At 58.7% G+C, this 25,181-nt stretch carries 24 protein-coding genes and 1 tRNA gene; 13 read left to right on the top strand and 12 right to left on the bottom strand.

From position 1 onward, the window contains the following. The first annotated feature begins 19 nt into the window (after positions 1 to 19). Positions 20 to 604, top strand: a complete 585-nt coding sequence (locus tag NZK35_RS03985; protein ID WP_259631306.1) for a DUF922 domain-containing protein — start codon at positions 20 to 22, stop codon at positions 602 to 604. A gap of 41 nt (positions 605 to 645) precedes the next feature. On the opposite strand, the gene NZK35_RS03980 is transcribed toward NZK35_RS03985, so the two are convergent. Continuing rightward, positions 646 to 951 carry a hypothetical protein gene (locus NZK35_RS03980; RefSeq protein WP_259631305.1) on the bottom strand — a complete coding sequence of 102 codons (306 nt, stop codon included), beginning with the start codon at positions 949 to 951 and terminating at the stop codon, positions 646 to 648. 278 nt (positions 952 to 1,229) lie between these two features. On the opposite strand from NZK35_RS03980, the gene NZK35_RS03975 reads away from it, so the two are divergent. The 4 genes from NZK35_RS03975 (at position 1,230) to NZK35_RS03960 (ending at position 6,405) form a co-directional block, all read left to right on the top strand. Further along, positions 1,230 to 2,078 (top strand): HAD-IIB family hydrolase, encoded by an 849-nt coding sequence (locus tag NZK35_RS03975; protein WP_259631304.1) that lies wholly within the window; start codon positions 1,230 to 1,232, stop codon positions 2,076 to 2,078. A 14-nt stretch (positions 2,079 to 2,092) separates the two neighbouring features. Then, positions 2,093 to 3,304, top strand: a complete 1,212-nt coding sequence (locus tag NZK35_RS03970) for a glycosyltransferase family protein (protein WP_259631303.1) — start codon at positions 2,093 to 2,095, stop codon at positions 3,302 to 3,304. A 47-nt stretch (positions 3,305 to 3,351) separates the two neighbouring features. Further along, positions 3,352 to 5,103: a sugar phosphorylase gene (locus tag NZK35_RS03965; RefSeq protein WP_259631302.1), complete on the top strand. Its 1,752-nt coding sequence runs from the start codon at positions 3,352 to 3,354 to the stop codon at positions 5,101 to 5,103. 978 nt (positions 5,104 to 6,081) lie between these two features. Further along, the gene (locus NZK35_RS03960) at positions 6,082 to 6,405 is read left to right on the top strand and encodes a WYL domain-containing protein (RefSeq protein WP_259631301.1); all 324 of its coding nucleotides are present in this window, start codon (positions 6,082 to 6,084) and stop codon (positions 6,403 to 6,405) included. 22 nt (positions 6,406 to 6,427) lie between these two features. On the opposite strand, the gene NZK35_RS03955 is transcribed toward NZK35_RS03960, so the two are convergent. Next, complete coding sequence (locus NZK35_RS03955) at positions 6,428 to 7,093, bottom strand: helix-turn-helix domain-containing protein (protein ID WP_323379606.1); 666 nt, start codon at positions 7,091 to 7,093, stop codon at positions 6,428 to 6,430. 186 nt (positions 7,094 to 7,279) lie between these two features. On the opposite strand from NZK35_RS03955, the gene NZK35_RS34570 reads away from it, so the two are divergent. Both NZK35_RS34570 and NZK35_RS03950 read left to right on the top strand, forming a co-directional pair. After that, positions 7,280 to 7,402 carry a hypothetical protein gene (locus NZK35_RS34570; RefSeq protein WP_323379607.1) on the top strand — a complete coding sequence of 41 codons (123 nt, stop codon included), beginning with the start codon at positions 7,280 to 7,282 and terminating at the stop codon, positions 7,400 to 7,402. Positions 7,403 to 7,489: 87 nt separating this feature from the next. Then, complete coding sequence (locus NZK35_RS03950; protein WP_259631299.1) at positions 7,490 to 8,863, top strand: pectate lyase family protein; 1,374 nt, start codon at positions 7,490 to 7,492, stop codon at positions 8,861 to 8,863. Between the two features lie 705 nt (positions 8,864 to 9,568). Here NZK35_RS03950 and NZK35_RS03945 read toward each other — a convergent pair. The 7 genes from NZK35_RS03945 to NZK35_RS03915 form a co-directional block, all read right to left on the bottom strand. Next, a complete protein-coding gene (locus NZK35_RS03945; protein ID WP_259631298.1) occupies positions 9,569 to 9,853 on the bottom strand; it encodes a hypothetical protein in 285 nt (94 codons plus the stop codon). A gap of 319 nt (positions 9,854 to 10,172) precedes the next feature. Beyond that, positions 10,173 to 10,254: transfer RNA gene (locus tag NZK35_RS03940), tRNA-Leu, on the bottom strand. Positions 10,255 to 10,403: 149 nt separating this feature from the next. Then, positions 10,404 to 10,937 (bottom strand): 50S ribosomal protein L9, encoded by a 534-nt coding sequence (gene rplI, locus NZK35_RS03935; protein ID WP_259631297.1) that lies wholly within the window; start codon positions 10,935 to 10,937, stop codon positions 10,404 to 10,406. 98 nt (positions 10,938 to 11,035) lie between these two features. Beyond that, positions 11,036 to 11,536: a single-stranded DNA-binding protein gene (gene ssb, locus NZK35_RS03930; protein WP_259631296.1), complete on the bottom strand. Its 501-nt coding sequence runs from the start codon at positions 11,534 to 11,536 to the stop codon at positions 11,036 to 11,038. A gap of 150 nt (positions 11,537 to 11,686) precedes the next feature. Then, the gene (gene rpsF / locus NZK35_RS03925; RefSeq protein WP_323379605.1) at positions 11,687 to 12,103 is read right to left on the bottom strand and encodes a 30S ribosomal protein S6; all 417 of its coding nucleotides are present in this window, start codon (positions 12,101 to 12,103) and stop codon (positions 11,687 to 11,689) included. 97 nt (positions 12,104 to 12,200) lie between these two features. Continuing rightward, complete coding sequence (gene pth, locus NZK35_RS03920; RefSeq protein WP_259631295.1) at positions 12,201 to 12,848, bottom strand: aminoacyl-tRNA hydrolase; 648 nt, start codon at positions 12,846 to 12,848, stop codon at positions 12,201 to 12,203. A 50-nt stretch (positions 12,849 to 12,898) separates the two neighbouring features. Continuing rightward, complete coding sequence (locus NZK35_RS03915) at positions 12,899 to 13,483, bottom strand: 50S ribosomal protein L25 (protein ID WP_259631294.1); 585 nt, start codon at positions 13,481 to 13,483, stop codon at positions 12,899 to 12,901. Positions 13,484 to 13,839: 356 nt separating this feature from the next. Between NZK35_RS03915 and NZK35_RS03910 the strand changes: the two genes are divergently transcribed. The 3 genes from NZK35_RS03910 (at position 13,840) to NZK35_RS03900 (ending at position 17,064) form a co-directional block, all read left to right on the top strand. After that, positions 13,840 to 14,652 (top strand): MBL fold metallo-hydrolase, encoded by an 813-nt coding sequence (locus NZK35_RS03910; protein ID WP_259631293.1) that lies wholly within the window; start codon positions 13,840 to 13,842, stop codon positions 14,650 to 14,652. Positions 14,653 to 14,845: 193 nt separating this feature from the next. Then, positions 14,846 to 15,151, top strand: coding sequence for a DUF485 domain-containing protein (locus tag NZK35_RS03905; RefSeq protein WP_259631292.1), 306 nt, complete (start codon positions 14,846 to 14,848; stop codon positions 15,149 to 15,151). Then, positions 15,148 to 17,064 (top strand): sodium/solute symporter, encoded by a 1,917-nt coding sequence (locus tag NZK35_RS03900; protein ID WP_259631291.1) that lies wholly within the window; start codon positions 15,148 to 15,150, stop codon positions 17,062 to 17,064. The genes NZK35_RS03905 and NZK35_RS03900 overlap by 4 nt, the downstream gene beginning before the upstream one ends. 1,005 nt (positions 17,065 to 18,069) lie before the next feature. Here the strand turns inward: NZK35_RS03900 and NZK35_RS03895 are convergent. Beyond that, the gene (locus NZK35_RS03895; protein WP_259631290.1) at positions 18,070 to 19,341 is read right to left on the bottom strand and encodes an aminotransferase class V-fold PLP-dependent enzyme; all 1,272 of its coding nucleotides are present in this window, start codon (positions 19,339 to 19,341) and stop codon (positions 18,070 to 18,072) included. Between the two features lie 2 nt (positions 19,342 to 19,343). Further along, complete coding sequence (gene sufU / locus NZK35_RS03890; protein WP_259631289.1) at positions 19,344 to 19,787, bottom strand: Fe-S cluster assembly sulfur transfer protein SufU; 444 nt, start codon at positions 19,785 to 19,787, stop codon at positions 19,344 to 19,346. A gap of 418 nt (positions 19,788 to 20,205) precedes the next feature. On the opposite strand from sufU, the gene NZK35_RS03885 reads away from it, so the two are divergent. After that, positions 20,206 to 21,309, top strand: a complete 1,104-nt coding sequence (locus NZK35_RS03885) for a hypothetical protein (RefSeq protein ID WP_259631288.1) — start codon at positions 20,206 to 20,208, stop codon at positions 21,307 to 21,309. Positions 21,310 to 21,312: 3 nt separating this feature from the next. Here the strand turns inward: NZK35_RS03885 and NZK35_RS03880 are convergent, their stop codons facing one another. Then, entirely contained in the window at positions 21,313 to 22,293 is a 981-nt protein-coding gene (locus NZK35_RS03880) for an aldo/keto reductase (RefSeq protein WP_259631287.1), read from the bottom strand. A gap of 350 nt (positions 22,294 to 22,643) precedes the next feature. On the opposite strand from NZK35_RS03880, the gene NZK35_RS03875 reads away from it, so the two are divergent. Both NZK35_RS03875 and NZK35_RS03870 read left to right on the top strand, forming a co-directional pair. After that, complete coding sequence (locus NZK35_RS03875) at positions 22,644 to 24,434, top strand: patatin-like phospholipase family protein (protein ID WP_259631286.1); 1,791 nt, start codon at positions 22,644 to 22,646, stop codon at positions 24,432 to 24,434. Next, on the top strand, positions 24,431 to 25,087 hold the full coding sequence (locus NZK35_RS03870) for an RNA polymerase sigma factor (RefSeq protein WP_259631285.1): 657 nt from the start codon (positions 24,431 to 24,433) through the stop codon (positions 25,085 to 25,087). Before NZK35_RS03875 ends, NZK35_RS03870 begins: the two co-directional genes overlap by 4 nt. Positions 25,088 to 25,181 lie beyond the last annotated feature (94 nt).

Below are 25,181 nucleotides of genomic sequence, written 5' to 3'. Positions count from 1 at the left end.
CTCTATTGGAGACACTCCGATGCCGTCAAAGCTTACCGGCCTTTTCAAGACTCTCAGGTGGTCAGATTTCGTTGGCACCCCAGACGCCAGCAGCCACCACCTCGCGTTCACGAGCACTTCGTTTTCCGTTCCGTCCATCCTGCTCTCGTCATTGGTCAACGACAACATCAACGTGACGGTCACGTTCAATGCATCGAAGAGCTGGAAGAAGATGGACGAGATCAACCAGAAGAAGAATCGCACGCCCGACCAGATCTTGAAACACGAACAGGGGCACTACGACATCGTCGCCTTGCTGGCCCGCGACCTGTTTATCGATCTGATGCAGCTCAAGGGGAATACCTACAAGAACCAGACCGAGTTAAACAAGGACGTTCGCCCGATTCTCGCGAAATACAACGGCGTGGAAAAAAAGTTGATGGACAAGTACGACTTGCCGACCGAATCTGATCACGGGGAGAGTGCGACGGGCCAGGACAAGTGGAATCGGATGATCAAAGAGGCCTTCACGACACCGCGCAGCCCCGCCGTTTTTGCCCCGGACGGAAAACCCTACAAGGTTCCATTGCTGGACGTCTTGGCCAAGCATGGGATCAAACCCTGACGTCGCCCGTGGAGGCCAAGGCGAGTTCGCGGCACTGGGTTTCAGCCCGTCAAATGACCGGTCGCGGCGATCAGTTCACGCCTGAGTTGTGCCGAAGAAACCATCATCCGTCGTTCCACGTCGCTGCTGTCGAAGAAACGATCGATGGCCGGCATCAAGGTATCGAACGTATCGGTCGCGCGAATGCCGTACATCATGATCCGATCCCAGGAATAACCGCCGTCCTGGCCGAGCGTCTGTCGAACAAGGATGGTTCGACCGTCGTCCCAGTTGATGATTGCGACAATACACCCGTTGCCAGCGGAACGTTCAATTCTGCGGCAATCGATGACATGGTAGATCGACATGGCCCAACTGATTCGGCGTCAATTCGGCGTCAATAAAACAGGATTGCGTGCGTCCAAGGTGCAGCCATCTTCTGTTGCCCCGACCGGTCCGCCACTCCGGAAAAGGGATCTCTTGGTAGATCAAAACCTCACCGCAAAACCCGCCAGAGCTTTTTCAAAATGGCGGATTCCCGCCACAGCAACGATAACTTTCCCCTTAGCGTTCCACGAGGTCAGTGAACCCGCCCGGCCCGCAGTCGCAGTGGCGACCGCATCGCCGATTCCATAAACTTGGCGTCATGCTGCCAACCGCGTCACCGCTGATTTTGTTTACCGACCTCGATGGATGCTTGCTCAACAAGCACGACTACGACTGGTCTCCGGCGGCAGCGACGTTGCAGACCTTGCGTGATCGCCAGATTCCCTTGGTCATGAATTCCAGCAAGACGGTGCCGGAGATGAGCCAACTGGCCCGGCAACTGGAGCTGGCCGACTATCCGTTCATCTCCGAAAACGGGTCCGTGATTTGCTGGGGCGGTGAAACCGGCCAGCCGTTCGGCGACGTTGAAATCATCGGTGCGTCGCGAGACCACATTCTGGAGGTGCTGAAGTCCCTGAAACCTCAGTATCGCTTCCGCTCGTTTGCCGACCTGGGGCTCGCCGGCGTCGCCGCAGAAACCCAGTTGCCCGAGGACAGCGCCCGCATGGCGTTGGCGCGTCAAGGAACCGAGCCACTGCTCTGGGACGACAGCGACGAGCAACGAAACAAGTTTGAACAATCGCTGCGTGATCACCAGCTCAGCCTAACCCGCGGTGGTCGCTTTTGGCACGTCGCCGGCCAGACCAGCAAGGGCCGGGCGATGCAGGCCGTCGCTGCTCGCCTTTCGCACTCCGATCCATCGTCGCAGCCCAGCGGTCAACCCATTCTCGCGGCGATCGGTGACAGTCCCATCGACCAAAGCATGCTGGATTTGGCCGATGTACCGATCGGCATCCCGACTCCTTCCGGGCTGGGAGTCCACGTTGACGCCGGCAGGGGGATCATTGCCACCGCGCAAGGAGCCGCCGGCTGGGCCGAAGCCGTTTCGCAGCTGCTGACACGGCTGGAACGCGACTCGACTGCTCCCTCCCAATCTCCCCTTCACTGATCGAGGCGAACACCATGGCGGACTTTTCGCAGAACGGAATTATCGGAACCCTTCACAACCTGCGAAATCGCTCCACTGACGAGCTTGAGTCAGAGCTGGTGCAGTTTTCCGCGGAAACCCCGATGGCGTTGCTGTTGCCGTGCCTGTACTCGGAATTGGAAGGTCCGGCGATGGGACCGATCGTCGACGCGTTGGCAAAGATCCCCTACTTGGGCGAAATCATCATCGGGCTCGATCGAGCCAACGAGCAACAATTCCAGGCCGCCAAGCGATTCTTCGACAAATTGCCGCAAAACCATGTCGTGCTCTGGAATGACGGAACACGACTAAGACACGTCGATGCCGCCCTGCAAGCCGAAGGGCTGGCCCCGATGGACCCGGGCAAAGGCCGAAACGTCTGGTATTGCCTGGGGTACTTTCTGGCATCGGGAAAATCCAAAGCCATCGCGCTACACGATTGTGACATCCTGACGTACGATCGTTCGATGCCCGCGCGACTGCTCTACCCGCTGGCCCATCCTTCGTTCCATTACCAGTTCTGCAAGGGCTATTACTATCGTGCCGCCAATGGAAAACTCAACGGCCGCGTCTTTCGGTTGCTGGTGGTTCCGTTGATACGAGCTCTCAAGACGGTGCTCGGTCGCGTCGAGTATCTCGACTACATGGGAAGTTTTCGCTACGCACTATCGGGCGAGTTTTCGATGCGTTCCGAAATCGTGACCTCATTGCGGATCCCCAGCGACTGGGGACTGGAAATCGGCACCCTGTCGGAGATGTACCGCAATTGCAACCTGAATCGGATCTGCCAGGTGGACATCGCCGACGCATACGATCACAAACATCAAGCGGTTTCCGAAGACGATCGCACGAGCGGGTTGCATCGTATGGCAACCGACATCTGCAAAGCGTTTATTCGCAAATTGGCTGTTCAAGGATTCGTCATCAGCAACAGCATGCTGCGAACCTTGAAAGCCTGTTACTACCGTACAGCGCTCGACGTCGTGGACCATTACCACAACGACGCCGTGATGAGTGGGCTGAACCTGGATCGTCACCGAGAGGAAACCACGGTTGAACTATTCAGCCGTGTCATCGTTGCGGCGGGAGACGAATTCCTCAATCGTCCAGACGAAAGCCCCTTCATTCACAACTGGTCCCGAGTGACCAGCGCGGTGCCAGACATCTATGACCAGATTCTGGGCGCGGTGGAGGCAGACAATGCCTGAAACGATTCTCTCCAACCTCGATTATCCCGCTACAAGCAATCGATTCCATGGCTTCTACGGACACTGACGACTCGCCGGTTCGCGCACAACTTGCTCAACACCTCGGTTTCCTCTACCCCGACTCCAAGGTCGAGCGACTGGCCGACGAGGTCATCGCGATCTTCGACCATCTCGAAGAACAACGCCCACTGCCGCTTCACCAACTGTGGTCGCAAGAAGATTGTCTGTTGATCACGTACGGAGATTCGATCGTCGATGGCGATGCGGTTCCGCTGGAAACGCTGCACGCGTTTCTCAAGCAACACGTCAAAGACTCCCTCTCGGCCGTCCACGTGCTGCCGTTTTGCCCGTTCAGCTCCGACGACGGGTTTGCCGTCATCGATTACACCCAAGTCAATCCCAAGCTGGGCGATTGGTCGGAGATCTCGCAGATCGCCGATGACTATCGATTGATGGCCGATCTCGTCATCAACCATGTCTCTTCGGAAAGTCAATGGTTTGAGAATTATCGCAAGGGGATCGAGCCCGGCGCCTCCTACATCATGGAAGCCAATGTCGGCGACGATCTCTCGGACGTCGTCCGCCCCCGCGCATCACCACTGCTGCGACCGACCGAAACGTCCGCCGGCCTGAAGCACGTCTGGTGCACGTTCAGCCACGATCAAGTCGACTTGGATTTCCGCAATCCCCGAGTCCTGATGGAGTTTCTCAAAATCATCCGGCTGTACTTGGAGCACGGCGTCAGTATCTTTCGGCTCGATGCGGTCGGGTTTCTGTGGAAGGAACCGGGCACCACATGCATGCACCTGCCCCAGACGCACGAAGTCGTCAAGCTGATCCGCACGGTCACCGATTTTTTTGCGCCGGGGACCTTGCTGATCACCGAAACCAACGTCCCCAACCACGAAAACCTGACGTACTTCGGCAACCGCAACGAAGCCCACGTGATCTACAACTTCAGCCTGGCGCCGCTGCTGGTGCATGCGTTGTTGACCGGAAAAACCGAATACCTGAAGCGTTGGATGATGACGATGCCCCCGGCGCCGGTGGGCTGCACCTACCTGAACTTCACCGCCTCGCACGACGGCATCGGCATGCGGCCGGCCGAAGGCTTGTTGTCCGACGAAGAACAGCTGCAACTGGTCGAAACCGTGCGACGCTTCGGCGGCCATGTTTCGACCCGCCGCACGCCCGACGGCGGCGAACGCGTTTATGAACTCAACGTGGCGCTGTTTGATGCGCTGCGGGGAACGGTCAAAGGTGAAGACCCTTGGCAGGTGGAACGTTTCTTGTGCTCGCAGACCGTGATGATGGCTCTCGAAGGCATCCCCGCCTTCTACATCCACAGCTTGCTGGCCACCCCGAACGATCAAGCCGGCGTGGAAGCGACCAAGCACAACCGCAGCATCAATCGCCACAAATGGAATTGGCAAGAACTGCAACGGCAACTGAGCGACAAAGGATCGGTGCACCATCAGGTGTTCCACGAATTGATCCGCCGCATCGATTTACGCCGTCAGATGCTGCCGTTCCACCCCAACGCGACGCAGTTCACCCTGCAACTGCACGAACCATTCTTTGCGTTTTGGCGGCAGAGCACCGACCGCAGCCAAAGCGTGTTCTGTGTGCACAACATGACCGACTCGGTGCAGGAATTAAGACTGTCTGATCTGAACCTGATCGCGATGGACGCCTGGCACGACGCCATTTCAGGAACCCGTTTCGACGACCAAAACGCCGTGCTCAATGTGACGCCCTACCGATCGCTCTGGATCACCAATCGGCCCACTTCTCGGTGAGCCAGATCGTGGCATCGCCACTGCGGCAATCACAACGGCGTTGAGCATGACGACTCACAACGATGGTCGCGTGACCGATCAAATGAATCCCGATTTGCGAGCGGCAAGGCGCGAGCGGCCTGTCGATTTAAGCCCGCACGCGTTAGCAAGGGGCCACGCGGCGCCCCTCGCTCACGCGTCGGGCTGGCATGATCACGTTGATTTCGGAACATCATCTAAATCGACAGCCCGCTCGCGCCGTTCCGCTCACAACTCCAGCGCCGCATTGGCTGGCATGACCCCGGCGGGGTCAAAGCCAGTAGCCGGAGGTAAGCGCAGCGCCACATCCGGACATACGGTCCCCCGCACGACACGACCCCGGAGGGTGTCGAAGCAAATCGCGTCCGAGCCCTCGGACCCGGCCTGCCACCTCGAGTGGGCAGTCATCACGATCATCTCTTTTGGAAACGCGGACTGCGGCACCGTCGGCGGAATGATTCGCGGCGACCCCGTCCGGGGTCGACGGGAGTCCGTGAACCGCTTCCCGGAGGTGGCGCTGCGCTGACCTCCGGCTACTCGCTGGCATCCCTCCGGGATACCGGACTCGCTGCCGCTCTCTTTTGCCACCAAACGAAGTGTGATCCGTTAACTCGATCAGCCCCGATTCAGCTGGCGCTGGGCGGGAGACTTTGGGGCCCAGCGTCGGACCTCGACACGTTCTCGACCTGGTCGACCACTACCACCGACTGGGCTCCTGCATCACTGCCGGAGCCCTCTGCTGGCGACTGCGCCGTGCCCACCCTTCGCTACCGCCATCGGACGGCTGGCCGGTCGAGTCCCCCAAAGCCCCGCCTCCGCGGGCGCAGACAGCCAACGACGTCTTCATGCGTGTCGTCCGGACTCACCGCCGCGCCGGCCTGAGCGACGACCAAATCCGTCCCGAGCTCGAGCGAGCCCTCGTCGCCGCCGGCTTCACCCCCGACGCAGAGAGGATCTGAGATGCCCCAAGCCACGACTCACAAGCGACAAGCCCCAAGCAAAGCCAAACGCCATCAGACGCTCCCTCAGAAGCTCTCGCTCGTAATGCGAGACCCCGATCACTGGGTTTGCCGCATCATCTACCAAGATCGAACTGGCAAACGAACCGCGCGTCTGGTCAGCCCCATTCGCTGGACCACGGAAAACCAAAACCTGCTGGCACTCTGCATCAGCCGCGAAGAACGGCGGCAGTTCGCGATCGCCGGCATCCAGTCCGTCGAACTCGTTGCATCATCCGACGTTTTGATGGGCAGTCCTTCACCGCAAGAAGCAGGGGAGAGGTAGTATGCTTGAGTCTGTCGGTCAGCTATCTCAGGTTCTTTCGGTACTCGCGAGGAGTTTCCCCCGTAAATTGCTTAAATGCCCGATTGGAACGAGACAATGAATCGAATCCTGAGTCCTCGGCGACGTTAATGATTGGGGATTCAGTCGATAGCAATAATCGCTGTGCGTGGGCGACGCGTTGACGTGTGATGAAGTTCACGATCGTTGTGCCATACGTTTTTTTGAAAAGTGTCGAGGCGTAGTCGGGATGCAAATCAACTTCCGCCGCGATCTGGGGGATCGTCAGCCGTTCTTCGAAGCATCGAGAGATCCGACATGCCATCTGCTCGGCCTTGTCTTGCGATTCCATTGAAATCCGCCGCTCAGAGTTGATCGGCGGCGAAACATCACTCAAAGATCTTGCCATTCTCAGCAAGCGAGCTTGTATCTCCAGTGCAACTGCCGTTTCCAACCATGTGTCATGAAGTTGGGCCGCGATACCCCATTTCAGATACCATGCGAACGGAATCGTGGCGACGTAATAAGGCTCATTGCCGGTGTACTCCACGATTTGATGAGGAACCGTCGCCCAGAAAGCGGCGAGGTGCTGAGCAGGTACAACGGCACGTCGGCCGCCCATCAGATAAGTCAGTGAACCTGAGGTGAGGTAATTCAGCTCGATTTCGTCATGCTGATCCGCCCGCGGCATCGCTTGGGGCATCCACTTCTCGCAAGTGAAACCGTAGGAAGCAAAACGCGGTCGGTCAGGATCAAAGTGCTTCATCGATTCAAGGATTCCGTGAACACCAATTACGGGAAGCTAAGAATACGCTCATTTCAATCAAGAATTCAGCTAGACTTCCTGTAATGCTTGGCCTGATAATCTTCGTCAGCCATTGCAACGATCGAAATACCCAACGATTCAGCCGGGAAGTCATTTCATGTGATCTACGAGGTGACTGATTCCGGCACGCCACCGCTCACGAGGTATCAGCGAGTCGTTATCGAAATCGAATGACATCCGCGACTCCCAATAACGCCTTATGCGACTGCAGCCTAACTACTCCGCAGTTTTCACCTTTCAAACATCAAAGAAGATCAAACGATGAAAAACGTATTCTGCAGAACGGTGTTTCTGATCGGCTTTCTAGCGTGGCCCATCAATGGTTTCGCTGAAGGACTGCTAGCGTTTCCTACGGCTGAAGGATATGGCAAATACACCGTTGGCGGGCGAGGTGGGGCGGTCTACGAAGTCACGAACCTCAATGATTCCGGCGAAGGCAGCTTTCGTGCTGCAGTTGAAGCCCAAGGACCACGAACAGTTGTGTTCAAAGTCTCGGGGACAATCGAACTCAAGAGTGACATCAAGATCAAGAACCCGAACATCACCATTGCAGGACAAACGGCCCCCGGCGATGGAATCTGCCTACGAGGATACCCGCTGTCGATCGATGCCGATGAGGTAATCATTCGGTACATCCGCGTCAGATTCGGCGATGAATCAGGAAAAGATGCAGACGCAATTTCATCTCGCTATGTCAGGAACTTGATCCTCGACCATGTGTCAGCTAGCTGGAGTGTCGATGAGGTCATGTCGATTTACCACTGCGAAAACGTCACGGTGCAGTGGTGCATGATTACCGAAAGCATGTTCGATTCAAATCACGTCAAGTCCCAACATGGATTTGGCGGCATTTGGGGATCAAATCACAGTAGCTACCACCATAACTTGATCGCACACAACTCGGGCCGAAACCCACGATTCGCATCGGGGTGCGGTCATACAGACTATCGAAACAACGTGCTCTACAACTGGGGGTATGTCAGTTGTTATGGCGGAGAAGCTCATCAAGCAGGAAACGATAAATTCAACTTTTCCACGATCAACATGGTGGCAAACTACTATAAGCCAGGCCCGGCGACTGATCCCGGCAAAGTAGCCGTACTGGCGGAACCTTCATCCCGAGGCGAAGACGATAAAGGCAGCTGGCATGTTTCCGGAAATGTGATCGAGGGTAGCCCTTCTGTGAACTCTGACAACTGGAGCGGCGTACGAGGCAGCAACTTTGTCAAACTCGACAAACCATGGGACGCAATGGAAATTCATCAACATACCGCAGGGGAAGCGTTTTCGTTGGTTCTCGCCAACGCGGGAGCAACCTTGCCGAATCGAGATTCAGTCGATTCGCGAATCGTCGAAGAAGTTCGCAACGGCACGGCAACATATGAAGGCATCTACAAAACGACGAAACGCGTGACCGACATATCGAAAATCACTGGCATTATCGATTCACAAAACGATGTCGGCGGCTGGCCGGAACTGAGAAGCACACCCGCCCCCTCAGATACCGACCATGACGGAATGCCCGACGGTTGGGAAACTGTAAACGGGCTGAACCCAAACGATGCGGACGACCGAAACCAAGTGACCGAAGATGGTTACACCATGCTGGAGAAATATCTTAGGAGCATCGATTGAATGGTCGGAATCCGGTCGATTGACGATGGTGAGCTTGAACTCTTCTGAATGGGACTGAAGAGAATCGTGGCCAAGGAGATGCCTGTCGCTGTTGAAATCGGTCAGCCTTCTCCTTCGCTCTCGATACCCTGCTCGGCATTCAAACGGCTAAATAGTTGAGTTGCGTGTGCCCTCTCACTCCAGGGTGCTGAGGCAATTCATGGTGAGCCAATCACACGCGGTCACACCGCTGTTGGGAGAGGACAAAGGTCCAGGGCTAATTTGGGGAAGCTCCATTTCTCGCGCATTGGCGATTGGCCTCGGTGCTCCGGTGGCCGACAACGGAGCATTCCCGGGGCGTCCCAGTTTCCTGGGATTTGATCACCACGACGGCTGCTCCACGATCTCATGGCGTGGGCCCAAAGCCAGTAGCCGGAGGTCAGCGCAGCGCCACCTCCGGACATACGGTCCCCCGCACGACGCGACCCCGGAGGGTGTCGAAGCGAATCGCGTCCGAGCCCTCGGCCCCTGCCTGCCACCCCGAGTGGGCGAGCATCACGATCAGCTCTAATGGAAACGCGGACTGCGGCACCGTCCGCGGAATGATTCGCTGCGACCCCGTCCGGGGTCGACGGGAGTCCGTGAACTGCTTCCCGGAGGTGGCACTGCGCTGACCTCCGGCTACTCGCTGGCATCCCTCCGGGATACCGGACTCGCTGCCGCTCTCTATTGCCACCAAACGAAGTGTGATCCCGTTAACTCGATCAGCCCCGATTCAGGTATCGCGGGGCGGGAGACTTTGGGCCCCGGAATGGAAAGTGCGATAACGGCAGCAAGAAACAGTCCAGCCCATCGCTGCTCGAACCAGACGCCGAGCGATGGGAGGCCAATGACGGCGGCAAAGGCAAAGTAGCCTGGCAACGCGAACACAAATCCGGCAATTGATGCGCCAATTCCGTAAAGCATGCCCAGCGCCGTGTAAAACGTCAGTTCTCCGCCAGGTGGACGCATCGTAGGATCGTATTGTCTCAGATAGGTCGTGGAAGACGGACAAGCTTCGCCAGTCAATTTCGACGGGTCACCACCGAGTACTCATCGCGCGGTGAAAACACGCGATGCATTTTCGCTGACAGGCAATTCCGATGCAACGTAAGGCACCGGGGTATCCAGGGTGGCTGCGTTGACAGCACCGCGTGCGTGCCAGCGGGAAGCGTGAGCGAGCGGCGCGTGGAGACGATGGATTGACGACAGACACGCGCCACTGGCTAACGCCACGTGGTGGTGACCACGGCACCACCTCAGGGTCGCGTTAAGTCGATTTGAGTAACGATAGGGCTGACAGGAGTCGAACCTGCACTTCCGAAGAAACTGGAACCTAAATCCAGCGCGTCTGCCAGTTCCGCCACAGCCCCGATTGAGGAATCTACGTCGCCAAATCGGCCGCCGGTTGTTGGCGGCGATGGCGACGTGCTCCCGGCGGTCTTTGGCATGGCGACCGGCGGGGTGATTGGGTGCCGACGGACGAAGGCCTCCGGCGACCTGCGTCTCGCTTCGGCTGGGATCAGGAAACCGCGGCGTCTTCGGCGGCGGTGGGCACGACCCAAACCTTCAAATTGGCTTCGACTTCGCTGTGCAAGTAGACACGCACGGTGTACAGACCGAGTTCACGGAGCGGGCCATCCAACCGGATTTGGTCGTTGGCCAGGCTGAAACCGGCTTCTTTGAGTGCCGCGGTGATTTCGTGCGGCCCGACGCTGCCGTACAGGTGGCCTTCGTCGTTGGCATTGGCTTCGATCGTGATCGACTGCTTGCCGAGTTCGTCCGCCAAGTCGCGATAGCTCTTGAGTTTTTCCAGCTCGATCGCGCGCAATTTTTCGCGGTGCTTTTCGACCATCCGCTTGTGGTGATCGGTTGCGATCGTTGCCATGCCGTGCGGTAACAGATAGTTGCGCGCATAGCCGGCCTTGACTTCGACAATGTCGCCTTGCTTGCCGAGGTGTTCGACGTTGTGAATCAACAGGAGCTGGATCCCACCGTGTTCGCCTTTGGGCAATCGTTTGTAGGGTCGTTTAATGGTTCGGCCGTTGCGTGACATCGTAGTGCTCTGGCGATAGTTTGAGTGGGTGGTTGTTGACAAAAGAGGACGAACCGGGGCGTCAATGCCCGGGGACGTCTACGATACTGTTGTGCTGTTTAAAACGGAATATTGGGGTCTTCGTAACCGGCACCCTTCCCGGTCGGCTGGGCATCACGTGCCCCCGAATCGGCGGAATAGTCTTCCACGGATTGCGCATCGTAGCTGACTTGGTTTTCAGCCGTCTGTCCGCCGGAGCGTTGCGTTGTTCGCTGTTCGGATCCGCCGCCCGAGCGTGAGCCGAGCATCTGCATTTTCTCGCAGATCACACGCAATTTGCTTCGTTTCTGACCGTCGGTTTCCCAGCGATCGAGTTTCAAGCGGCCTTCGATCAACACCGGCGATCCCTTCGACAGGAACTCGCTGGCCACCTCGGCGTTCCTACCCCACAAGGTGACATCGACGAACGTGGGTTCATCGACCCATTCGCCGCTGGCGGTCTTGCGGCGATCGTTCACCGCGACGGTCACGTCCGAAACGGCTTGACCGCTGGGGATGTAACGCAATTCGATATCACGCGTCAAATTCCCAACCAGAATGACGCGGTTGTAGCTGGCCATCGTTGTCCTGTGAGTTGCTGGGAAAGTGAAAGGAGGTCAAACGGCTAAATCGCCGAGAAGTTCATTGTAGGCAAACCGCGGCCAGTGGCCAGGGACCCACCGCCTGACAGGGGAAGGCCCCAATCGGGAAGCCCGACCGGAAAAGCCTGATCAGGAATCCGAGTCGCTATCGCTCTCGGTGCTCGCTTCGCCGGAATCGCCGGCTTCGGCAGCGGCGTCCTTGCTGACGACGGGCGTCGCACCGCGGGCGTTGGCCAGAATCGGCTCGACCAACCGGGGATCCAGTTTCAGTGTCATCTGACGCAGCACAGGCTCGCAGAGGTGGAAGGCTCGGTCCAGCTTGGGAACTTCGCTGCCTTCCATTTCGAAGTAGGTCAACCAGTAGGTTCCCTTCTGGTGGCCGTCGATCGGATAGGCGAGCTTTTGCTCCATCCACAAACGATTGACTTCGACTTTTCCGCCGGCTTCGGTGATCAGATCTTCGATTTGCTTGCTCACTCCGCCGGGGTCACGGGCGTAGTGGTTGCTGTCGAGGATGCAGAGTGTTTCGTAAGTGTTTTTGGCCACGACTGTTCTACTTTTCTACTTGCTACGGTTGGCTCCGGCCCGAGTTGCGAAACGCGATCGGGCTGGCGCTGCTATGAAACGGGGACGATGACTTGGATTAGGGTTGCTGCTGGCCGACGGATCGCGGATCGCTTTGGGACCGATCGGACTTTTTCTGTTGTTTCGGTTTCGAGTCAGCCGCCGGGTCACCGTTGAACTGACTCATCGTGCGATCCACTCCATCGGTGACAAAGCTGATCACGGCGTGTGCCGCGCGGGTTGTCGCCGCTTCGAATGACTCGCATTCGCTCTTGGAGAATTTCCCCAAGACATAATCGGTCACCGTCCAACCTGCCGGAGGCCGTCCGATGCCGACGCGAAGCCGCGGAAACGACTCCGAACCGAGATGCCGGATGATATCCTTTATCCCGTTTTGGCCACCGGCACTGCCCGATGGCCTGATCCTTAACCGGCCGCTGTCGAGATTCAAATCATCACAGACGACCAGGATATCGCTCAACTCCAACTTATAAAAGTCGAACGCTTTGCGGACACTTTGTCCACTCGCGTTCATGTACGTGTGGGGACAAAGAATCGCGACTTTCTCCCCGCCGATCGAAGCCTCTGCCAACTCGCCTTCGAATTTAATCTTTGGCGTCCCGGCGCGGGTCAGGACGGCAACCTTTTCGGCCACGATGAAACCGACATTGTGTCGAGTCTGTTCGTATTTTCGACCGGGGTTACCCAGTCCAACGATTAGCTTCATCGCACTGTCGAAGGGCCAAGGCCGGTTGGCCTTGTCGCCGAGTCCGCAGACTACGCTTCTTCGCCCTCTTCCTCGGTCTCGTCGACATCCTCACCCTTCACTTTTTCGACGTGGTAAACCACGGTTTCGCCGGGGGTGACCAAGACGACATTTTCCGGCAACTTCACATCCGACGCCGAGCGGTGTTCGCTCAAGCCGACGCTGGTGACGTTCAATTCGACGAAATCGGGGATCGCCACGACGGGGCACTCGACTTCAACCTCGTGAGCGTTTTCGATCACGATTCCGCCTTGCTTTCCACCGATCGGCTCGCCTTTGAATCGAATCGGCACCGTCACGGTGACCTTTTCGTTCATGTCGACTCGCTGCAGGTCGATGTGCAACACCTCGATCCCCAACGGATCGAATTGCAGATCGCTGACCATCGCGGTCTCGACCACATCGCCTTGCAGCTCGACGATCCTGCTATGATGTCGCAAGATCGACTCGACGGTCTTTTGCGAGATCGCGAGATGCTGGTTCTGTTGCTTGTGCCCGTACAAAACGGCCGGGACGGAGCCCGCCTTTCGTAACCGGCGTGACGCTGCCGTTCCTAGGCTGCCATCACGTTTCTGGACCTGTACCACTTCCGCCATTGCGGATCACCCTGACGTCGTTAATTTCTTGTGTTTTGTTCCCTCAAACGCCACCAAAATTCTCATTTGGGGTGCGTTTGGCACGCCGATACGTTTACGGCGAAGCGGGTAAGTATGTCAGGGCGGACGATCTCTGCAAGCCCAAACAGGCGTTGCGAGCAAACCGAGGCCTGAACAGGCGTCGGAGACGGCCACCGACCGGCCCGCTCCCGGCCCCACCGCGGGGTCGTTGAGCTGCCGATTTGAACGGCATCACCGCCTTTCCCGCCTCTCGCGTCGTCACCACCGCTGTCGTAGGATGCCGGCTGGTTGTCTGTTGTGCCCCACCCGATCCGCCCCCGATCCGATCCGCATCCATGCCGTTTGTCCCCGAATCCAGCCGCCCCCACGAAGGCCTGGTGACCTTCCTGGGCACCGGGACCAGCGTCGGCGTCCCGGCGATCGGATGCGATTGTGACGTTTGCCAAAGCACCGATCCGCGGAACAATCGAACCCGATGTGCGATCACGGTCCGACTGCCGGGAGGCACGGTGCTGATCGACACCCCTCCGGATCTGAGGGTCCAGCTGATCCGCGAACGGATCCGGCTGGTCCACGCGGTCGTCTACACCCACGAGCACGCCGACCATATTTTCGGCCTGGACGACCTGCGTTTGATCCCCTTTCGGCTCGGCCATGCGGTGCCGTTGTTCTGCAACGAGACCGTCGAATCGAACATCCGCCGGGCCTACGCCTACGCCTTCGCCGATCGAGAAGACACGCACCCGGGGGCGACGCCGAAGCTGGAGTTCACTCGCATCGACGAGTCGCCCTTCGAAGTGCTGGGGACGACATTCATTCCGATCCCGATGAAGCACGGCCCGCATTTCAAGGTGCTCGGATTTCGCATCGGTGATTTCGCTTACTGCACCGACACCAACTTCATCCCGCCCACGTCCCTGGATCGACTCCGGGGCGTGAAAACCCTCGTCATCGGGGCGCTTCGAATGGAGCCCCATCCGACGCATTTTAATCTGGAGGAAGCGATCGACGTCGCCCGTGCGGTTGGTGCCCAACGGACGCTGCTGACTCACACCGGCCATCAACTCGACTACCACAAAACCTGCGACTGGCTGCCGGAGGGAATCGACATGGCCTATGACGGTCTGCAAGTCGACATCAGGGTTTGAGTTGGGAGTGGGCAGAAACATGGACGTTGGAAAGGAAAGAACCAGACAAGAAAATGGGTGGCAGGAAAATGTGGGGTACCAACTGAAACCTGAAACCTGAAACTCAAAACATTCGCTCGGGACACATCGGCGGGTTGAGTTCCTCTATACTTCGCCGCTGGTCGTGAATTGATATTTTTCTCCCGAGGTCTCGATGTCGTCGCTTACGGACACACAACGCTCCAACGCCCGTCTGGGGCTCTGGCTGTTCGCTGTTTACTTGGTGCTGTACCTGGGTTTCGTGTTACTCAGCGCGTTTGCGGCGGACGTGATGGAGCGTCCCGTTCTCGCCGGATTGAACTTGGCCATCGTCTACGGGTTCGGCTTGATCGTCGGCGCCTTGCTGATGGCATTGCTGTACGGGATGCTCTGCAAATCGGAACCGCTGGATGAATCCTCGCACGGTTCGACATCGCAAGCCGCGACGGCCGGCGATGAAGCGCAGGGGGACCTGGCGTGATTTACGACCCTTCATGGATTGCCGTTTTTGTCTTTTTTACGTTTGTCGGTGCGACGGTCGGCCTGAGTTTTTTCTTGGGGCGAAAAGCGAAATCGTCGGCGGGTTATTTTGCCGCGCACGGTCAGATCCCGTGGGCGGTCAATGGGATCGCGTTTGCCGGAGATTATTTGTCCGCAGCGTCCTTCTTGGGCATCTGCGGAATGATCGCCTCCTACGGCTACGACGGCTTCTTGTATTCGATCGGTTTTTTAGCCGGCTGGATCGTGGCCTTGTTCGTGATCGCCGAACCGATGAAACGGCTGGGCCGATTCACGTTCGCCGATGCGTTGGATGCAAAATTTGATTCACGCGGCATCAAAGCGGCCGCCGGAGCAAGCACGCTGGTGGTCAGCGTGTTTTATCTGATTCCCCAGATGGTCGGCGCCGGCTCGCTGATCCAACCGCTGTTGGGTTTCCCGCACTGGGTGGGCGTCGTGCTGGTCGGGATCGTCGTGATCACGATCGTCGTCACCGCAGGCATGGTGTCGACGACCTGGGTTCAGTTTCTGAAAGGGTCGCTGTTGGTCGTGTTCAGCGCCGTCCTGGTCGTGTTGTTGCTCGGTCGCGGCTTCGTGGCCCAGCCCGATGCCTTTGAATCGATCGGCCCCATTCCGGTGGCCGGCTTGAACCAAGCCGAGATCGCCGGGCGTCGCGTTTTACCGGCCACCGATGGTTGGCAGGAGCACGACGACCTGGTCCGTTTCTCGCGCAGCGATGATGTCGGGTTTGATCTTTTTCACGTCCAACCGGCCGGCGAGGCCCAGGTCATTTTGCGGCAGGCGCAAGCGATCCGGCGAACCTCCGACGGAGCGATGATCGATGGGGCGCCGTTGGGCCGCGAGGCGACACAAAAGGAACTCAAGCCGGTTGGCACGCTCACCAAACTACCCGACGGCCAATCGGAGACGGGGCCGCTGGGTCCGGTCAGTTTCTTCAACACGCTCGGTGAGAGCGAAGTCGTGCTGTGGCGCAACATGACGGTCGAGCATGAAGATGAAACCAAATCGACGGTCTACTTTCAAAAACTGACGCCCGGCAACGAAGTCCTTCGCCCCGGCGAACACCCCAAGTTCGCCGGCATTCGAAGCGACGAGCCCGGCGGCAAACTGAACTTTCTTTCGCTGATGCTGGCCTTGTTTTGCGGCACCGCATCGCTGCCCCACATCCTGATCCGCTACTACACCGTCAAGGACGGCGCGGCGGCCCGCAAGAGCACCATCGTCGGGATCGCCAGCATCGGCTTCTTCTACGTCCTGACGCTGTACCTGGGTCTCGGAGCGATGACCAGCGGCTCGATGGATTTGACCGACAGCAACATGGCCGCTCCGTTGTTGGCACGCAGCATCAGCACTTGGTTGTTCGCGATCATTTCCGCGATCGCGTTCACGACCGTGTTGGGCACCGTCAGCGGATTGATCCTGGCCAGTAGTGGCGCGGTCGCCCACGACATCCTGGTCGGCGTGGTCGGCATGAAATTGTCCGAAGCCAAGAAGGTGCGCGTCGCAAAGATTGCCGCGGTCGTCGTGGGTGCGATCGCGATCGTGCTGGGGATCTTGTTCAAGGAAATGAACGTCGGCTACCTGGTCGGCTGGGCCTTCAGTGTCGCCGCCAGCGCCAACCTGCCCGCCCTGGTGATGCTGCTGTTCTGGAAAGCGACCACCAAGGAAGGCATCGTGGCCAGTGTGCTGGTCGGCATGATCAGCTCACTCGGTTGGATCCTGTTGTCCAGCGACACCTACAAAAGTGTGTACGGCTGGGATCCGGAATTGGCCTACGCCCCGTTCAGCCAACCGGGCATCGTCACGATTCCGCTGGCGTTTGCCACGCTGATCGTGGTCTCGTTGATGACGAAGCCGAAAGCGGCGGCTGCTTAAGAGCGGGAGAGGCGCGTTAGCCTCTCTGGAACGAGAGGCAGGTGTGGCTGTGCCACACGCGGTTGACGGGCAGAAGGCGGGAGCCTCCGTGACAATGTGTTCCCAGGTTCCGCCGGGGCTCCGCAATATCCTCCGTTGAATCGTGCATTCCTTCGCAGAATTTTGGCGGTTTCCATTCCCTCGGGGGCTTCGTGGGATCAGCCGTTTGGCGCCAGCCTACGGGCCCTCGGTTGTCGCCGAGGCCCGAACGCTTGCGCGAATCGGCTGATGTCAATCGTGTTTTTGATTCCCAACCGCTCCATGACATCGATGGTCAATGCAGAATCGATTCGGCAGAATTTTGGCAACGGAGCGAGACGGCGAGAGTGCGCGACCCGGGCGGAGCCTGGGCCGCGCAAAATCTCTCCGCTGAAACGTGCATTCCTTCGCAGAATTTTGGCGGTTTCCATTCCCTCGGGGGCCTCGTGGGATCAGCCGTTTGGCGCCAGCCTACGGGCCCTCGGTTGCCGCCGAGGCCCGAACGCTTGCGCGAATCGGCTGATGTCAATCGTGTTTTTGATTCCCAACCGCTCCATGACATCGAAGGTCAATGCAGAATCGATTCGGCAGAGATTTAGCAACGGAGCGAGACGGCGAGAGTGCGCGACCCGGGCGGAGCCTGGGCCGCGCAAAATCTCTCCGCTGAAACTTGTATTCCTTCGCAGAATTTTGGCGGTTTCCATTCCCTCGGGGGCCTCGTGGGATCAGCCGTTTGGCGCCAGCCTACGGGCCCTCGGTTGCCACCGAGGCCCGAACGCTTGCGCGAATCGGCTGATGTCAATCGTGTTTTTGATTCCCAACCGCTCCATGACATCGATGGTCAATGCAGAATCGATTCGGCAGAATTTTGGCAACGGAGCGAGACGGCGATAATGCGCAACCCAGGCGGAGCCGGGGAACAAGGGAGATGGGGCAGGCTCGTTGTTTCAGAGCCCGACGCGTCTGGAAGCCTATCCCACATTGCCGCTAGGCCGGCGAGGGATTTCGCCTTCGGCGGCGACGGCCGCCACGGGCGAATTTGTCACGCGCCTCTTTGACCGCCTCGATCAATCGGTCGACTTCCTCAGGCGTGTTGTACAGATAAAAACTGGCGCGGGCCGAAGCGGTCTTGCCGAGCGATTCGTGCAGCGGCATTGCACAATGATGCCCCGCCCGAACCGCAACACCGCGGGTATCGAGCCACTGGGCGATGTCATGGGCGTGGACGCCATCGACCGTGAAGCTGACGATGCCGCCCTTTTTGTCGGGCGTCGGTCCCAGAATCTCCACGCCCTCGATGTTTCGCAGTGCCGTGTCGGCGGCCTGACAAAGCAGATGCTCGTGAGCCTCGATCGCCTCCAGTCCCACCGATTGAAGGTAGCGCATCGCGGCGGCCAACCCGATCGCTTCGGTGATCGGCGGCGTTCCCGCCTCAAATTTTTCCGGCAATCCCGTGGGGCTGAACCCTTCGGTCGTGACGCGATCGATCATCCCGCCACCGCCCAGAAACGGCGGCATCGCATCCAACAGAGCTTCCTTGCCATACAACACTCCGATCCCGGTCGGACCACAAACCTTGTGACCGCTAAAGACGACGAAGTCGGCGTCCCATTGCTGCACATCGATCGCTTGATGGGGAGCCCCTTGGGCGGCGTCGACGAGCACCGTCGCACCGGCGGCATGAGCCATGCGGGTCCAACGGGCGACGGGGAAGTTGGTGCCCAAGACGTTGCTGGAGGAAACGAACGAGAACAGTTTCGGTTGCAGTGTTTGAAGTTTGTCCTGGACGACCGCATCGTCGATCGTGAAATCGTCCCCGAGCGGAATGAATTCGACGCGGCAGCCCGTCCGCGCGGCCAACTGGTGCCAGGGCACGATGTTGGCGTGATGCTCGGCGATCGTCAGCAACACGACGTCACCGGCCGACAGATGACTGCCGCCCCATGAATGCGCCACGGTGTTGATCGCGGCGGTCGTTCCGGCGGCGAACACGATTTCCGACTGCGACCGCGCCCCGACGAATTGGCGCGTCGTCTCCCGCGCCGCCTCGTAGGCCGCCGTCGATTCTTCGCTGAGCGTGTGGATACCGCGATGCACGTTGGCGTAGTAACGCTGGTAACAATCGCTGATCGCATCGATCACGACTTGCGGACGCTGGGCACTGGCGGCGTTGTCGAGAAACGCCAGCGGCGCGCCACTGGAGGATTGCCGCTTCAAGATCGGAAAATCGGCGCGGATCGAATGGGGGTCAAGCGGCATCTTCAGCTCTCTTCACTTAAACTTGGCCCACCAAAGCTGGGTCCGGCGTCGTCATCGTCCGCGTCTTCGAGCGGGGCATGCAGTGCCGATTGCAACACACGCCACGACAACAGACAGCACTTCTGGCGGTTGGGAGTCAATTGCGGGCCGAACAGTTCCAGCATCTGATTGGCCGTGAACTCCTTGGCCTCTTCCACCGTCTTTCCTTCGATCGCTTCGATCAACATCGACGCCGACGCTTGGCTGATCACACAGCCCTCGCCGTCAAACCACGCCTCTTCGATCTTCCCGTCACGCCCTAAACGCAGCATCACGTGGATCACATCACCGCAGAGCGGGTTTTTGCCTTCATCCGCGTGGGTGGCCGTCGCCAACTCGCCTCGGTGGTAAGGATCCTCGTAGTGGTCCAAGACGTGTTCTTCGTAGATGTCTTGTTCGTTGGGCATGGTCTGGAGGGGGAACAAAAGACGTTTGTCGAGTGGAATGGGCGGCCTGCGATCGACCGCCGCTGTATTTAAGTCTACGCGCGTTGTCAAAAATCGACGAGTCCCAATTCGCATCAATTTGGTCGCAGGCGGGCGGTCCGCGGACATCCGCCCCGGATTTGCCCCCTTGTGGAACGTTTCTCAACCGTACGAGCGGCTTCCGGCGTGTCTTTTCGGCACCCACCGGCGGGGATCCGAAATTCGTCCCGTTTCCCGCGCACCGCTACCCGATTGCAGACGGTGGGGCTTTACTGTTCCAATCCGCCGAATAGTTTGGTCCTTCGCGCGAGTGATCCGTCCGGATCTGATGTTGGGGGAACGGAACTCGAAGTCGCGACCGGCGGATTGCCGAATTTGAAACGATCACACTCTGTCCAAAATGAAGAAAACTCCACCGCCGCGTCCCATCAACCGTCGCGCCGCACTGTCGACGCTGGCGGCGTCGGCGCTGATCACGACTGGTTGCCCGCTGTCGATTCCCGAATCGTTGCCGGAGGCGTCGCCGACGCAGGGGGATTCGTCCTTGCCGATCGAAACTCTGGTCGCCGAAACGTTGCGGCAAGAAAAGCAGCGTCGGGGACTGTCGACGATGGTCAACGGAGCCTGGCAGATTTTCCATGGCATCCTGGCCTACGGCGACGACTTTGAAATCGATACGCCAAGCGGCCGCCGGCGCGCATTGAACTATTTTCGCGAGGGCGGGACGTGCGACGGATTTCGGCCGATGATCGGCGATCCGGTTGGCGGCGACGACCGATTCGGCATCCGAGTCGATTTGGAACCGTCGACCAAGGTCGGCCAAGGCCACCGCGACCAATGGCTGGCCGTCGTCGCCCAAACGGGACTGCCTGCCGATGCTTCCTGGGTCGTCGAAGATCGCACGTTGACGATCGACGACTGGCTGCGTCAAGCCGAGCGAGATATCCCGCTCAACTACGAAGCGGAATTCAGTTGGACGCTGATTCCACTGTCCTACTATCGATCGACCGACCACCGCTGGACCGCCCGTGACGGCAACACCTACAGCACTGCGTTGTTGCTAGAGCTGGAAGTCGAGCACGATCTGTCGGACAGCGTGTGTGGCGGGACGCATCGGTTGATCGGAATCGCCACCGCGCTGCGCAATCGCATCGGCGAGGGAAATCCGATTGCGGGCGTTTGGGCCGATGCCAAGGATCATCTTGACGCATCGATCGAACTGGCTCGCGTGAACCAGAACCCGGACGGGTCGTACAGCACGTCCTACATGCATCGGACCGGCTGGTGCAATGATTTGGGTGAGACGCTGGGCACGACCGGACATGTGCTCGAGTTTCTGGCGACTGCGGCGGATCGCGAAACGCTGCAATCGGACTGGGTCGTCCGCAGCGTTCGCAAACTGTGCGACGTGTTGCATCAATGCCGCGACGTCGACCTGGAATGCGGCGTGCTGTACCACGCCCTGCACGGCTTGGTGGTCTACCAGCAGCAGATCGCAACCTAGTGCTTACTCGTAGATCGGAAAGAAGGTGTTAAACGCTTTTTCGCCGAAATCACCGGGGTCGTTGAAGCGACGATTTTGGTTGAGCGACGCAAGCGTGTTCATCTGCTGGTCGGTCAATTCGAAATCGAACAGGTCCAGATTCTCTTTCAGTCGCTCGACGCGTGAGGTTTTGGGAACGATCGAAGTCCCCCGTTGAATCCCCCAGCGAAGGACAACCTGGGCGGGTGTTTTTCCGACCTCCGCCGCGATCGCCTTGGTTTCTTCGCGATCGATCACCCCTTCGCCTTCTTCGGCCATCCCGATGGCAAAGTAGGATTGGGCGCCCAGCGGTGAAAAGCCGGTCACGTGGATGTCGTGTTGGGCACAGAATCGAAGCAGTTTTTCCTGCGTCAAATAGGGATGCAGCTCGACCTGTAGAACCGATGGCTTGACCGAAGAGGACGCCATCAAGTCGCGGATCAATGAAACGCCAAAGTTGCAAACACCGAGGTGGCGGATCAAACCCGATTTCTGACACTCGATCATCGCTTGCCAGGTTTCCAGAATCGGCACCGGCATCTCTTCCATCTGCGGATGCTCGGCGTCGGGATCGTGGAACCATCCCGGCGGATAGCGTTGTTCGATCGGCACAAAGGCGAGCGAGATCGGAAAGTGAATGTGGTACAAGTCCAAGTAGTCCAATTCCAGATCCGACAGCGTCTTTTCGAGCGCCACGGGAACATCTTGGGCGCGATGATAAGTGTTCCAAAGCTTGCTCGTGATCCACAGGTCTTCGCGTTTGACCAAGCCATCGTCGATCGCCTTTCGAATCCCGTCGCCCGCTTGGTATTCATTGCCGTAGTCACACGCCGCATCGATGTGGCGGTAGCCGATTTCGATGGCTCGGTAAACGATTTCGGCGGTCGATTCTTGATCAATTTTCCAGAGGCCCAGGCCGACAGCGGGGATCGTGTCGCCGCCGGCAAGCTTAAATTCGGTAGTCATTCGCGTTCGGGGGGGAAGGTAGGAGCTAAGCTTTCGAACTCGCGTATGATCCCAGACCTGACGCGACGAGGAAAGCATACGTGTCGATGTTTCATAGTGGGGTAAGCATTCTGCTTGCCATCCTCGCCGGCTGTCGTCGGCACGCGCCGGTGACAGCCAGGTGACGGGACCCTCCCTGCCAGGGAGGGTGACTTCAGCGGTGTCGGTATCCATGCCGTCTGGGAAGATGACTCGGAAGCATGCACGAACATCGTCGCTGCAGACGATTTCGGCAATCGCGTTGGCGACTGCAGCCCCCGTCGGGTAGGGTATCGATTGATGACAAACCTTTTTCGCTGGGTAATTTCGGGATGGATCGCGAACAATCAGTAACCCGGTCGCTGTTGATGGGGCTCAGCAACGACGGGCTAGAAAACGTGCTGTCGGCCTTTCAGCCACGTTCGTTTGACGCCGGGGCGACCATCATCGAGATCGGTGACGACGGCGACGAGTTGTTCTTGATCACCGCAGGCAAGGTGCGGGTTTGGACGGGCGACGGACCGGCCGTCGCCGAGCGCACCCTGGGCATGATGGGAGCGGGCGATCACTTCGGTGAATCGTCGGTGATCTCCGGTGGACCACGGACCGCCACGGTGACCGCAGTCACCTACGTCGAAACCCTGGTACTGAGCGGAGAGGATTACCGCCGTTTGGTGAAAAGCTATCCGCAACTGCTGGAAAACCTCAGCCGTTCGTTAACCAAGCGGTTGTCGAAGATGAATTCCGCCGCCTCGTCGCCGCGGCAAACCAATCGAGGCGTGCATTCCCTGGCGATCGTCATCGACCATCCCAGTGGCTGGCCGTTGGCGGAGCAATTGATCGGCCAGCTGCGAGGAGACCACCCGTTGGTCCAACCGCTGTTGGTCAGTGACGAGGATCTACCCTTTGCATGCGAATCCTTCGATCGTGACGCGATCTGTGTTTCGGTAGCCGACCTCGGCTGCACGATCGCCGGCCGCAGCAAACAGGCGTTGGCGGTGACGGTCGCTTGGGGTCCCCAAGCGACCGACGCCGCCGTACGAGAATCCAATCGAGTCGTGTTTGCCGCCGACGCCCACCACGGGCTTTCGGATCATGCCGCATCGTTGCTGAAATCCATTCCGCTGCATCGTCGCGCGATGGTGGCGTTGATGTTCTCAGCCGATTCCTGGCCGCGACCGGACATGGATTTTTCCGACGCGGAGGCGGTGCGTTGTGGGTATTGTGGCGAAGGCCGCGAAGCCGACTTCGTTCCGGCGTCCGTCACCCGACTGTATCGATCGTTGATCGGCAAACGGATCGGGCTTGCGCTCGGCGGAGGCGGTGCACGGGGGATCGCCCACATCGGCGTTTTGGAAATTCTGCAGCAACACAACGTCGTTTTCGATTCGATCGCCGGGACCAGCGCCGGTGCGATCGTGGCCTCGGCCTACGGCGCGGGGTTTACGCCGTTGGACATCGGCGATTTTTTCCGCAAAGAGATGATTCCACCGAAGTATTTAGCGGGTCGCCCGTCGTTGCGACGGATGTTCTTGCTGCACAGTTTTCGCGGCGGACGTTTCGAAACCAAGCTGCGACGCTATCTCGATCACCTGACCTTCGAACAAGCCAGTTTGCCGCTGGCGATCACGACGCTGGACCTGATCAGCGGCGAGCAGCAGATCCGCAGGTCCGGTGATTTGGTTCAGGCCGTGCTGCAAAGCATCAACCATCCCGTCTTCGGTCGGCCGATCATTCACGACGGGCAAATGCTGGTCGACGGCGGCGTGCTGATGAACGTGCCCGCGTCGGTCTTGCGAAGCGAAGGTTGCGACCATGTGGTCTCGATCGATGTCGGTTCGACGCTGGCGACCGATTACGCCAAAGACCGCAGCGGCAAACTGCGTCGCCCCAGCTATCTGTCGACGTTGCTCCGCACGATGGACATCTCGCGGCGACATTCCAGCGCCCTGCATCGCGAAGAAAGCGACCTGATCATCATCCCCCAGACCAGCGCGTTCCGGATCGAAGATTTCCACGCCGTCGATCCCCTGATCGACGCGGGACGACGGGCCGGTGAAAAAGCGGTCGAGAATGTCAAACGTGTCATCGAAAACCTCCAACCGACCGACAATGTCGCATGAATGTTCCTGCCGATTCCAACGGCCCTTCCGCGGACGAACTCCTGATCGCCCAGATCCGCGAGGGCGATTCCGATGCCTGGCAAGCACTGATCGATCGTTACGAAGGCCGGCTGCTGGCGTACACGCGTAGCCGCATCCGTGATTCCGCCGCCGCCGAAGACATCGTCCAAGAAGCCTTCGTCGGGTTCCTGATCAGTCTGCCCAACTACGACGGCGGCAGGCCGCTGGAAAGTTACCTGTTTTCAATCTGTGCCTACAAACTGACCGACCACCTGCGACGCGAAGGCCGACGCCCCGCGCTGCAACTCCATGGCCGAACCAGTTCCGCCGGAGATTTTGAGCTGAAAGGAAGCGCGCGCGTCGCCAGTTCGATCGCCCGCAGCGTCGAACGAAAACGGATCGAGGAACAGGCGATCCGCGACGCCATGCAAGAACAAATCGATCGCTGGAAACAGTCCGGTAATTGGATCAAGCTGCAAGCCATCGAGCTGTTGATCGTCCGTGGTTGGGGCAACAAGCAAGTCGCCGCACAGCTGGATCTCTCCGAACAGCAAGTCGCCAATTACAAAAGCGACTTCCAGATCCGATTGAAATCGATCCTCAAACGCGCCGAGCTGGACGAGAGTGTGTTTCCGGAATTGGCAGCGGAATGATTGGCAAGCATGTCGTTCCTGTGTTTCGAGAGATTTAGCGCGCAAGCTCGCTGTCGATTTACTCGGGTTCTGCTGAGTTAATGGTGAGCCGCTG

It is taken from the genome of Stieleria sedimenti (assembly GCF_025060895.1).
GTDB lineage: Bacteria > Planctomycetota > Planctomycetia > Pirellulales > Pirellulaceae > Stieleria > Stieleria sedimenti.
This window is presented reverse-complemented; position numbering and strand designations above follow the sequence as displayed.